Source organism: Flectobacillus rivi (genome assembly GCF_030056655.1).
In the GTDB taxonomy this organism is placed as follows: Bacteria; Bacteroidota; Bacteroidia; order Cytophagales; family Spirosomataceae; genus Flectobacillus; species Flectobacillus rivi.
Genome location: NZ_JASHIE010000012.1, coordinates 177,748 through 190,109, shown reverse-complemented (window position 1 = coordinate 190,109; position 12,362 = coordinate 177,748). Strand labels below are relative to the sequence as shown.

10 protein-coding genes are annotated in these 12,362 nt (G+C 37.8%); 6 read left to right on the top strand and 4 right to left on the bottom strand.

Annotation, left to right across the window (positions count from 1 at the left end):
* Positions 1 to 9: 9 nt before the first annotated feature.
* From QM481_RS17720 to QM481_RS17705, 4 genes are all read left to right on the top strand, one after another.
* The gene (locus tag QM481_RS17720) at positions 10 to 435 is read left to right on the top strand and encodes a heavy-metal-associated domain-containing protein (protein WP_283382698.1); all 426 of its coding nucleotides are present in this window, start codon (positions 10 to 12) and stop codon (positions 433 to 435) included.
* Between the two features lie 356 nt (positions 436 to 791).
* Complete coding sequence (locus tag QM481_RS17715; RefSeq protein WP_283382697.1) at positions 792 to 1,622, top strand: group I truncated hemoglobin; 831 nt, start codon at positions 792 to 794, stop codon at positions 1,620 to 1,622.
* Between the two features lie 422 nt (positions 1,623 to 2,044).
* Positions 2,045 to 3,322 (top strand): glutamyl-tRNA reductase, encoded by a 1,278-nt coding sequence (gene hemA, locus QM481_RS17710; RefSeq protein ID WP_283382696.1) that lies wholly within the window; start codon positions 2,045 to 2,047, stop codon positions 3,320 to 3,322.
* A 146-nt stretch (positions 3,323 to 3,468) separates the two neighbouring features.
* A complete protein-coding gene (locus QM481_RS17705) occupies positions 3,469 to 4,071 on the top strand; it encodes a DUF4230 domain-containing protein (protein WP_283382695.1) in 603 nt (200 codons plus the stop codon).
* 68 nt (positions 4,072 to 4,139) lie between these two features.
* Here QM481_RS17705 and QM481_RS17700 read toward each other — a convergent pair whose 3' ends face one another.
* The 4 genes from QM481_RS17700 to QM481_RS17685 all read right to left on the bottom strand — a co-directional run bounded on the left by QM481_RS17700 (position 4,140) and on the right by QM481_RS17685 (position 9,684).
* A complete protein-coding gene (locus QM481_RS17700) occupies positions 4,140 to 4,988 on the bottom strand; it encodes a prephenate dehydrogenase (protein ID WP_283382694.1) in 849 nt (282 codons plus the stop codon).
* A 74-nt stretch (positions 4,989 to 5,062) separates the two neighbouring features.
* Positions 5,063 to 6,235, bottom strand: a complete 1,173-nt coding sequence (locus QM481_RS17695; protein ID WP_310589673.1) for a pyridoxal phosphate-dependent aminotransferase — start codon at positions 6,233 to 6,235, stop codon at positions 5,063 to 5,065.
* A 311-nt stretch (positions 6,236 to 6,546) separates the two neighbouring features.
* Positions 6,547 to 6,999, bottom strand: coding sequence for a regulatory protein RecX (locus QM481_RS17690; protein WP_283382693.1), 453 nt, complete (start codon positions 6,997 to 6,999; stop codon positions 6,547 to 6,549).
* A 213-nt stretch (positions 7,000 to 7,212) separates the two neighbouring features.
* Positions 7,213 to 9,684: a ribonucleoside-diphosphate reductase subunit alpha gene (locus QM481_RS17685; protein ID WP_283382692.1), complete on the bottom strand. Its 2,472-nt coding sequence runs from the start codon at positions 9,682 to 9,684 to the stop codon at positions 7,213 to 7,215.
* Positions 9,685 to 10,505: 821 nt separating this feature from the next.
* On the opposite strand from QM481_RS17685, the gene QM481_RS17680 reads away from it, so the two are divergent.
* Both QM481_RS17680 and QM481_RS17675 read left to right on the top strand, forming a co-directional pair.
* Complete coding sequence (locus tag QM481_RS17680; RefSeq protein WP_095160592.1) at positions 10,506 to 10,751, top strand: type B 50S ribosomal protein L31; 246 nt, start codon at positions 10,506 to 10,508, stop codon at positions 10,749 to 10,751.
* A 344-nt stretch (positions 10,752 to 11,095) separates the two neighbouring features.
* Positions 11,096 to 12,274: a GlmU family protein gene (locus tag QM481_RS17675; protein ID WP_283382691.1), complete on the top strand. Its 1,179-nt coding sequence runs from the start codon at positions 11,096 to 11,098 to the stop codon at positions 12,272 to 12,274.
* The last annotated feature ends 88 nt before the right edge of the window (positions 12,275 to 12,362 follow it).

Here is a 12,362-nt window from a genome sequence, read left to right as displayed (position 1 = left end):
GAAATGTATATGAAAACTTTATTGAAAATTGTTAAAGCAGTTTCAGTGACTGTGGGTGTTCTCTTTTTGGCCTTTGTAGTGTATGCAAACTGGGAAGAACCTTCGTTAGCTGATAAACTAAATTTGAAACCCATCCAATTGGTGGTATTCAATCTCTCAAAGCCCCTTTCTGCGACTGATAGCACATCACTGGCATCTTCGTTAGAAAGTACCATAGGAGTGACAGCCTCAACTGTAAATCCTAAAAATCAAACAGTTAGTGTGACATATCATGCTGACGAAGTAAATGAGGAAACGCTCAAAGAAAAAGTAGAGAAGTTTCCAGTAATGGCAACAAAGCTTGAATTTAGCCAAATGGAAGGTCCTAAATGTCCAATCCCAATGGGTTACATAGACTTTGTATTAGATGCCAAGAAAGCTTTATGTTTTAGATAATTCTTAGCGACAAGATCCGCCCTTTGTTTGTCGTAAAAGATTACGTATAGTCCCTAGCTTTCTGTTTTCAGACAGAAGTTTTGTTTCTTGTTATTATTTAATTGAATAAGAAGAAAGCACATAAAACACTTATTTAGATACTTTTTGTGCTTTCTTCTTTTACTCAAATTCCTTACTCTGTATTCAATATCACTATTTTAATGATTAAATCCTGCTTTGTTTCAAGTGTTGAGTCTATCAGCACGCTGGACACTTATTGATTAAAATTAGCCCGTTTTCTCTCTATTTTAATTCGCAAAGGTTAACCATTGCGGGTGTGGACGACTTTTGTAATCACCAATCAAATTTCAAAAAATATGAAAAAATCTGCGCAATTATGGGGAGCACTCCTCATGTCTGGTATGCTCATGTTTACTTCTTGCAAGAAAAACGATGACATGCAACCTACGCAATCATTGTACCTGCGTCTTGGAGGCAATACGGCGATTTCGGCTGTTATAGACCAGTTTATTGCTAATGTGGCTAGTGATACTCGAATCAATGCCTTTTTTGCAGATGCAGCTGCTAATCCAACTCGTTTGACTAAACTTCGCAACAACCTTATTAATCAGGTGGGGATGGCAACTGGCGGTTCAGAAAAATACACTGGATTAGACATGAAAACAGCTCACAAAGGTATGGGTATTACCGATGGCGATTTTGGCGCTTTGGTAGAAGATTTAACTGCTGCTTTGGATAAATTCAAAGTAGGTACAACCGAAAAAACGGAATTATTGACAGCCTTGGCTAGTATGAAAGGTGATATCGTTGAAGGACAAGTATCATTGTATAATAGATTAGGAGCTAATGCAGGTATTTCGGCTGTGATTGATGATTTTATTGGTAAAGTAGCTGCTGATACTCGTATCAACTCGTTTTTTGCTGCTGCTGCCGCTGATCAAGCTCGTTTGATGAAGTTACGCAATAATCTTATCAACCAAGTGGGACAAGCGTCGGGTGGACCAGAAAAATACACAGGTTTAGATATGAAAACTGCTCACAAAGGAATGAAAATCACTGATGCACATTTTAATGCTTTGGTAGAAGATTTGACGGCTTCTTTGGTGAAATATAATGTTCAATCTAAAGCTAAAATCGAATTATTGACTGCACTAGGCGGTATGCGTGCCGATATTGTAGGTCAATAGTTTACCAAAATGATAGATGTCTTTTAATGACTTTGAGAATGAGCTTTTGATAAAAGTTCAGATGATTTATCAATCGCTCATTCTCAAAAGTTCATCACTACGTTTAAACTTCTTCCTCTTTTTCTATCAAAATTGAATAGCTACCTTCTTATCATTAACCTAATTTTGGAGCACTAGCAAAAATTGTCATGTCTGAATGTGACAAAAGTCATATTCGTGAGCGATAAATTTTACTAACTCGCAGTATGAAATTTAACGGAAGATTAAGCCTCAAAATAGTACATTTCCAAGTTTTAATCTTTCAAAAGAAGCGAATTATTTATACTCATTCTAAATTATGTTTAAGTATAAATAATTAGCGAAAAATGGAGTTATTAATGTCTATTCATGTTGTAATTTTGTGCTTGGAATAGTTAAGTGTTATGCAAAATCAATTCAAATCAATCAGTTTATCATATAAGTCAGCTCCCTTAGCGGTACGTGAGCAAGTGGCTTTGAATGAGGATGAAATCAAAAATTTCTCCCTCAGAATCAGAGATATGTTCGATATCCAAGAAGTTATTTTGGTGTCGACTTGCAATCGTACGGAAGTTTACTATGTGTCAGAGGAAAACCGCAATACTGACATTATTAAGCTTTTGTTGCTTGATAAAGGCATTGCTACGACTGACGAATATTTTGCATATTTCCAACAATACAATGCTCAAGCAGATGCTGTACAGCATTTGTTTGAAGTGGCCACTGGTCTACACTCACAAGTAGTAGGCGACCTTCAAATTCCGAATCAGGTAAAACAATCGTATCAAATTGCGGCTGACTTAAATATGGCTGGTCCATTTTTACACCGTTTAATGCATACGATTTTCTTTGCTAACAAACGTGTCGCGCAAGAAACTGCTTTCCGTGATGGAGCAGCTTCTACGTCGTATGCAGCCGTAGCATTGACTGAGGAGATGACTCAAAATATTGCTTTACCAAAAGTATTAATTCTAGGGCTTGGTGAAATCGGTATAGATGTTTGCAAAAATATGGCAGACAAAGAATTTGCTGAGATTACGGTTATGAACCGTACTCGTGCTAAAGCCGAAGCCATTGCCGAAGGACATAATTTCCGTATTGCTGATTTTGTGGATATGGAAGAAGAAATCAAACGTGCCGATGTGATTATCTCATCTGTCATGATTGATAAACCATTGATTATTAAAGAGATGATTCAATCAATGGAAATTCTTACTTTCAAATATTTTATTGACTTATCTGTACCTCGTAGTGTGGAGGAAAATCTGGAAGAGATTCCAGGTGTATTGGTTTACAATATCGATACGCTACGCCAAAGAGCGGATGAGGCTTTACAAACTCGTTTGGAATCTATTCCTCACGTTCAACAAATTATCTCAGAAGCTACTGCAGGTTTTGAGGATTGGTCAAAAGAAATGGTGGTATCTCCAACCATCAATAAATTGAAAAATGCCTTAGAGCAAATCCGTAAAGAAGAGCTTGCACGCCATTTGAAGAACCTTTCTCCTGAAGAATCTGAGAAACTTGATAAAATCACGATGGGTATCGTTCAAAAAATTATCAAGATGCCAGTGCTACAGCTCAAAGCAGCTTGTAAGCGTGGTGAAGCTGACCAATTGGTAGACGTTATCAATGAGATTTTTGATTTAGAAAAACAAAACGAATCATCTTATTCTCATTAATTTTTTGTGACTAAGAGATACCGTTTATTAAAGATAATATTCCTTAAGCCTACAATTATTTGTAGGCTTTTTTTGTTACCTTGATAAAAGTAAAATATCGAATACCCTATTTCCATTTACCGATACACAATTAATTTTTTAAGGCTATGTTCAAAACAATCATCCGTTTGCTATTGCTTTTCCTCCTTATTGCTGGTGGAATTTGGCTTTGGGAACAATATAAATTTTTGAAAAATGATAATGCTGAAACGCCAGAAGTAAGTCATAATATTTTGCTTCAAGAAATTACCTCAATGGGTAAAATCGAGTTGGTGAAATATAATTTTAGAGATGTGGTGGAGTCAAAAATCAAGAAGAACTTTTTGCCTGATGCTAAAGTTTTGCTAATCGTGACAGGCGAAGCCACAGGTTGTATCGATTTAACAAAAATCAAAGTTGCAGATTTACAGGAATTAAAGGATACAGTAGTTGTACATCTGCCTGAACCTGAGATTTGTAACTACAAAATAGACCATTCCAAATCGAAGGTTTATGACACACAATTTGCCTTCATGGATGAAGCAAAATTAGTAGATGAAGCTTTTCAAAAAGCCGAAGTTCAGGTGCAACAATCAGCTCAATCGATGGGTATTTTGGAACAAACTAAAGAATCCGCCGAACAGATGTTGAAACCTTTTATTGAAAAAGTTTCTGGAAAAAAAGTAGTCCTTAAATATGCAATGAAGGATACTCCGAGAAGATTGAAATAATGCTGATACATAAAGAAGGCGCAATGGGATAATCCGACTGCGCCTTCTTTATGTATCAACTTTTTCTCTTATTTGTTCAAAATACGTTTAATATCGTTAGCTTGAGTCAAATAATCTTTGAATTTGTCGTAACCATCGGCTAACATCAAACCTTTAAATTTCAATAAGGTATTGATATATTCGTCAAGTACATCGATGATGTTATCTTGATTTTGTCTGAAAATCGGAATCCAAGTATCAGGGTTCGATTTGGCCAAACGTACTGTTGACTCAAAACCTGAACTTGCCAAATTAAAGATACTTTCTTCATCTTTTTCCTTTTCCAAAACTGTAGCTGCTAAGGCAAACGAACAAATGTGTGAGATGTGCGAGATATAGGCTGTATGCACGTCATGCGCTGCTGAGTCAAGATAGGTCAAACGCATCTTTAATCCCTCTGTGTACATTTTTTCAATCACCTTCACGAGTGCTGGCTTCGAATCTTGCACATCACAAAGTACACAAGTTTTGTTATCAAACAAATTTCGAATAGCCGCTTCTGGTCCCGAAAACTCGGTACCTGCCATGGGGTGAGTAGCAATAAAATTTCCTCTGTTGGGATGGTTTCTGACAGAATCTACCGCAGGTTTTTTAGTTGAACCAACTTCTATGACTACCTGATTTTCTGAAACATGATTCAAAACTTCTGGTAAAAGCTTAACCAAAGCATCTACAGGGACAGCCAAGATAATAATGTCTGATTGCTTGATGGCATCGTTAAGCAAAGCCACACGGTCGACCAACTGGAGTTCGAGGGCTTTGATAACGTGTTCGGTTTTGTTATCTACGCCAATAACCGAATCCGCAAACCCACTTTCTTTAAGACTTAAGGCCATTGATCCACCAATAAGACCAAGTCCGACTACTGATATATTCATTTTTGTAAATGCTCAATGATGGAATTATCGTTTCCGATAAATGTTGAAATATATTTAAAACTTAGCCCGTTATCCTAAGAACAAATTCCCTTTGATTGGCGAATGCGTTGGATAGCTTGGTCAAACAGAGTGATTTCGGCACATAGCGAGATACGAATGTATCTTTCACCAGCCGTTCCGAAAATACCTCCTGGGGTAATAAATACTGCCGAGCCCAATAGAATTTCGTCAGAAAGCTCATAGCAATTGGTATATGAATCCGGAATTTTAGCCCATACAAACATTCCGATTTGTTTTGGGTCATATTTGCAATCCAACAACTCCATAATTTCAAACACCTTGGTTTGACGTTGTCTATAAATCTCGTTTAAAGAGTCATACCAAGATTGAGGATTTTGGAGTGCCTTTACTGCTGCCATTTGCAATGGTAAAAACATACCAGAGTCCATATTCGATTTGAATCTCAACACATGACTTATTAATTCGGCATTTCCAACTAAAACTCCCATACGCCAACCAGCCATATTATGTGATTTTGAAAGAGAGTTCAACTCAATGGCCACATCTTTCATTCCTTCAACCGCCAAAATACTTTGTGGAGAATCATTTAGGATAAAGCTATATGGATTGTCGTTTACAATCAGAATGTTATGAGTAATCGCAAAATCTCTGAGTTTTTCGAAAAATTCAGTATTTGCTTGTGCACCCGTCGGCATGTGTGGATAATTGACCCACATCAATTTTACTTTTGACAAATCTCTCTGTGCCAAAGCACCCAAATCAGGCAACCAGCCATTGTCTTCAGCCAAGTCATAATCTACCACAGTAGCACCTGTTAGGAGCGAAGCTGCACGGTAGGTTGGGTAGCCAGGGTTGGGTACCAATACCTCGTCGCCAGCTTCCAGATATGCCATCGCAATGTGCATAATACCTTCTTTCGAACCAATCAAAGGCAATACTTCATTAACAGGATTGAGTGTTACGCCATAGAATTTTTGATAAAACTGAGCAAAACCTTCACGCAAAGCAGGAATCCCCACATAGCTTTGATAGGCGTGGTGTTTGGGATGTGCAGCACTGTCTGTCAATGCGTCGATGGTTTCGACAGACGGTGGCAAATCTGGGCTTCCAATACCTAAATTGAGCACATCAATGCCTGATGCACGCATATCTGCTATTTGTTTTAGTTTGGTAGAGAAGTAGTACTCCTGAACCAAGTTCATGCGGGATGCTGGTTTTATGTTCATTGTTTTACTAGGACATATTATTTAGTAAAAGTTTTTCTTTACTAAATAATCAGGGCTATCGAATAATTGGTTAACAAAAAAGCCGACTCACTGAGTCGGCTTGTGTATTATTAGTTTTTTGATTTTTTCAAATTAAAGTCATAACACAACCGACTAAGCCTGCAAAGCGTAGTAATAATAAGCACGGTATGTGTTGATTGACTGGTTCATGACTTCAAAGGTAGTCTGAAAAAAATTATTTGACAAAAAAAAAGAGAATTTGTTGAAAAGAGCTAAAAATCTCAATGCCAAAGACATGGTTCTACAAGTTATTAAAGTACGATTCGACCTAGGGCATCCCAAATTAAATCCTGCTCGTATCCTTTACTCAGAGCGTAACGAAGCAATTTTTGTTTGACCACTAATGGATTGGTATCTTTAATCTCACCTCTTTTTTTGTGAAGAACGTCTTCCAAAGTTTGAATATATTCATCGGGGTCGATTTCTTTCATGCCCATCTGTAAACAATAATCGGATACGCCACGCATCTTTAGTTCTTGACGAATTTTGAGTCTACCCCATTTTTTGACTCTAAATTTAGACCCTGCGAAGATTTTGGCAAATCGCTCTTCGTTGAGATAGTTATTCTCAATAAGCCAAACTACTATTTCATCGGCTTCGTCACCCCACACGCCCCATTCGTCGAGACGTTCTTTGACTTCTCGATGGGTTCTTTCCTGATACGCACAGAATCCTGCGGCTTTTTTGAGAATTTCTTTATTCATAGAAATGTAGGTAAGTGTAAGTAGTGATTCAGGCTTTGGGCATTTATCTATCGGATCATTTAGCATAATATCCTCAATAACAGATATCCCTTTTCTTTTGTAACCTTTCAATTTTAACACAAAATCCCTCAATCCATGACAGATTGAGGGATTTTAGATTGCTTTAGCTAGTACAGCAAACTAATAGCTCGCTACAAAGCCCCAAGCCAATAATTAAGACCCGCATGCTTCACAACCGTCTGGGTCGTCAAGAGAGCATTGCATCGCAGACCAGTTTTGTTCTGTTACGTTGTTCAGTCCTGGAATGTTGAACGTGCTGGCACTAGCTTTCGCATTGGCAGCATAGGCCTCATAATTAAGGTCATGTTCGTGTACAACGTTTGCGTGCTCGATGGCTACATCGGCTTGCTTCTCAACTGTAAATTTGATAGCATCAGCTGCGGCCTTAGTACGTAGGTAATACATACCTGTTTTAAGACCTTTCTCCCATGCATAGAAGTGCATAGAAGTCAGCTTACCGAAGTTCGGGTCTTGAATGTGGATATTCAATGACTGAGACTGGCAGATATAAGCACCACGGTCAGCAGCCATTTCGATAATTGCTTTTTGTTTGATTTCCCAAACTGTTTTGTAAAGCTCTTTTAAGTCTTGTGGGATTTCTGGAATACCTTGAACCGAACCATTAGCCGAAATCAATTTATTCTTCATAGAATCACTCCACAAACCTAATTTCACTAAGTCTTTCAACAAGTGTTTGTTTACCACCGCAAATTCACCCGACAATACACGACGAGCATAGATATTTGAAGTATATGGTTCGAAACATTCGTTGTTACCCAAAATTTGAGAAGTAGAAGCTGTTGGCATTGGAGCTACCAATAAAGAGTTACGAACGCCATTTTCAACTACTTTTTTACGAAGCGATTCCCAGTCCCAACGATTTGAATCTGGTGTTACATCCCACATATCAAATTGGAAAATACCTTGAGAGATAGGTGAGCCTTCCCATGTTTCGTAAGGACCTTCTTTGATGGCAAGTTCCATCGAAGCTTCCATCGAAGCATAGTAAATCGTTTCGAAAATATCTTTATTCAATCGACGAGCTTCATCAGATTCGAATGGCATACGCAACAAGATAAAGGCATCTGCCAAACCTTGCACACCCAAACCAATCGGACGGTGACGCATATTTGAGCGACGAGCCTCTTCTACTGGATAGTAGTTGCGGTCGATGATTTTATTGAGGTTTTTAGTCGCCACTTTTGTTACTTCATACAAACGTTGGTGGTCGAATTCTAAGAACCCTCTTTCATTTTGCTTAATGAATTTTGGTAAAGCCAAAGAAGCCAAATTACATACCGCTACTTCGTCTTTTGAAGTATATTCGATAATCTCAGTACATAAGTTTGAAGACTTAATAGTACCTAAGTTCTTTTGGTTTGACTTACGGTTTGCGTGGTCTTTGAAGAGCATGAACGGAGTACCTGTCTCAGTTTGTGCTTCCAAAATTTCGAACCATAAATCTTGAGCTTTTACTACACGACGAGCCTTACCTGCTTTTTCGTAGCTAGTGTAAAGTTCTTCGAATTTTTCACCATAAGATTCATCCATGCCAGGGCATTCGTGAGGACAGAACAACGACCAAACATCATTGTCTTTCACACGCTTCATGAACAAATCTGGTACCCAAAGTGCATAGAATAAGTCACGCGCACGAACTTCTTCTTTACCGTGGTTTTTACGAAGTTGTAAGAAATCGAATACATCAGCATGCCAAGGTTCTAAATAAATAGCAAAAGAACCTTTACGTTTTCCACCTCCTTGGTCAACATAACGAGCTGTATCGTTGAATACACGAAGCATTGGGATAATACCATTTGAAGTACCGTTGGTTCCTTTGATATAAGAACCCATAGCACGGATATTATGAATGCTCAAGCCAATTCCACCCGCTGATTGTGAAATTTTAGCACATTGTTTCAATGTATCATAAATACCTTCAATAGAGTCGTCTTGCATTGTTAATAAGAAACAAGATGACATTTGAGGTTTTGGCGTACCAGCATTGAAAAGGGTAGGAGTAGCATGAGTAAACCAACGCTCAGAAAGAAGGTTGTAAGTATCAAGTACTGATTCTATATCATCGAAATGAATACCTACAGCTACACGCATCAACATGTGTTGTGGACGTTCAGCGATTTTACCGTCTAGTTTGAGCAAATATGATTTTTCTAAAGTTTTGAAACCAAAATAATCATAGCCAAAATCACGATCATAAATGATAGCAGCGTCTAGTTCACCAGCGTGTTTTTTGATGACATCATAAACTTCTTTCGATAAAAGAGCTGCATTTTCACCAGTCTTAGGATCGACATAGTTATACAACTTCTTCATCGTTGCTGAGAAGGACTTTTGGGTATTCTTGTGCAAGTTCGAAATAGCGATTCTCGCTGCCAACACCGCATAGTCAGGGTGCTTGGTAGTCATCGAAGCCGCTGTTTCGGCAGCCAAGTTATCTAATTCAGTCGTTGTCACACCGTCGTACAAGCCAGTAATTACTTTTTTGGCTACTTCCAACGGTTGCACAAAGTAAGGGTCGAGGCTGTAGCAAAGTTTTTCGATTCGAGCGGTAATCTTGTCAAACTTTACAGACTCACGTCTGCCATCTCTTTTAATAACGTACATATCAACTATTGATTTTAGGGGTTAAAGCATTAGCCACTAATTTTCTTCTAAAAGGATTTTTGGGTGATAGACACATATTAAACTTTCACTTAAAAGATTATAACATTATCTATCGAATATCTTGTAAACGATGAACATTTGAAATTTAGCGTAGCTGTCCACCTAAGCTACGAATTTATTAGCTTTTACTAATTGCAAATCTTTTTTCAATTTGCAGATTATTAATGTATTAGCAGTAAAATGGCCTAGATGCTCTACTTACCAAACTAAGGAAATTTGGAGTAGGCGTTTTTTAACGAGATTGTTCATTATTGAGCTGTACAAATCTGATGCATCAAGAAACTTGTCAGTCAAAATGATTTAATAATAAACAATAGTTAGCTCAAACTGAGCGGAGATGTTTGGTTTTCTGTGAGGCTCTCTCTTCTTCAAAGTTAGTAATTTTATCTACCCAACGCAATGAAAAAAAATAGTTCTCGCAAGGCCATCTCTAGCGATTATTTATAATGTACAACTCAAACTTTAGATAATCAGTTCACTAGACAAAGTGCAACTTGGAATATTACTACAATATTTTTTTCAAAAAAAAATCTTTAGCGAGTAAACGGCTGTCTATTAATATTTTCATGAAAAAAAGTTTTTGAAAGCACTAAAAAAAATGTAAATTTGCGTCCCGTTTCGAGACTCTTGTTTGTGAAACGTTATCGCCTTATCTTCAGATAATTGGCCTACTGATAACGCTAACCTCCCAGCCACGACTTGTCGAAACGCTTCAATTTAACCGAGACGGCAGGGAATCGTCTCAAAACTAAAAAATAGAAATGAAAAAAGACATTCACCCAAATTACAGACCAGTTGTTTTCCATGACTTGTCTGCTGACTTTAAATTTTTGACTCAGTCTTGCGTTAACACTACTGAAACAACAGAATTTGAAGGCGAAACGTACCCAGTATTCAAACTAGAGGTTTCTTCTTTATCTCACCCATTCTATACTGGTAAAAACGTATTGCTTGATACTGCTGGACGTGTTGATAAATTCTACAAACGTTTCGGTCAGAAGAAATAATTTCACAACAAAGCCTCTTTGGCTTATATGTTGTACCAAAAAGCCTCTTAGTTTCGTGCTAAGAGGCTTTTGTTTTTAAAAATCAATTCAAAGACGTTTATAACAAGTAATATATTGCGTATTTTTGAGGCAAAATCAAACACTATAAAAAAAGTACTGAATTTTTGAGAAACTTAGAAAAGTACTATGAATCAGATTGGGCTATTCTTAACACATCGTTATCGTCGATAGCTCATTAATTTAATTCGAAAATTTAGTATTCTCTCCAAGAATCTTTTAGGTTTGCTAGAACACAGCAAAAATTCGGTGCAACACACTCATTCTATTCAAATTTATATATACCGATGAATTATATCATATTTGATGACTCCTCAATTAGAGCGATTTTGCTTCCTCTTACCTTTGTGCGTCCAGTTAGCGAAATCCGTTTTGGAATAGATACCATTACTGAAAAATGGCAAGACTATCTCGACGATTCGGTTTCTTTTGCGACACAAGATTATCTGCAAGAGAAATATCCACTCCTACTTCAATCAGATAATATCTTTATCAACGGAGCTGTTTGTCCTAATGTAGCTTTATTGGAGGCTATTCGAGGGTTAAGCTCAGGACAACTTTTAAGCTTAGAGGGTGTTACTTTGGCGTACCGATCGGCATCTTTGCTTGACACGCTCGATACCATTGAGGTGATAGAGTGGGATGGTACTGCGACGATTATTCGCCAATTGACTGATATATTTCTTTTAAATGGGGAACAAATCAAAGCCGATTTTGCCCGAATAACTCATGGACGAACTTCTCAGCCAATAACTGACCGTTTTACAGCGGTATATAACGAATCGCAAATTTTTGTAGAAGAAGGAGTCAATATTAAAGCAGCTACACTCAATGCAGAGAAAGGACCTATCTACCTTGGCAAAGATGTCATTATTATGGAAGGTGCCAAAATTCAAGGACCCTTTGCTATTTTGGAAGGGTCTGTCGTAAATCTTGATGGCAAAATGCGACCTAATACTACGATAGGTCCAGGTTGTAAGGTGGGCGGAGAGGTAAGTAATGTCGTCATATTTGGGAACTCGAATAAAGGGCATGAAGGTTTTATGGGAAATTCGGTCATTGCTGAATGGTGCAATTGGGGAGCAGATACCAATAATTCAAACCTGAAGAATGACTATTCGAAAGTAGAGCTCTGGAGTTACGTTACAAATCGTTTCGAAAACTCAGGGTTGCAGTTTGCTGGATTGATTATGGGTGACCATTCTAAGTGTGGTATCAATACAATGTTTAATACAGGCACGGTGGTTGGCATAAATTGTAATATCTTTGGAGCAGATTTCCAGCCAAAGCATATACCATCCTTTGCTTGGGGTGGTAGCGCAGGGTTCAAAACCTATCATTTGCGCAAAGCCAACCAAGTGGCTCGTGCAGTGTTAGAGCGCCGAGGACGTGTTTTTGAAGGAATAGAAGAAAATATTCTCAAAGCAGTATTTGAACAAACCGAGGCGCATCGTAGCGCATTCTAAGATTCAATACTTCCTAAATATTTTCAGGAAAATAAATAGAAAGTCTAAAAGGGTAAAGCAATCTGTTTTCCCAATAGCTCAAAGCCAG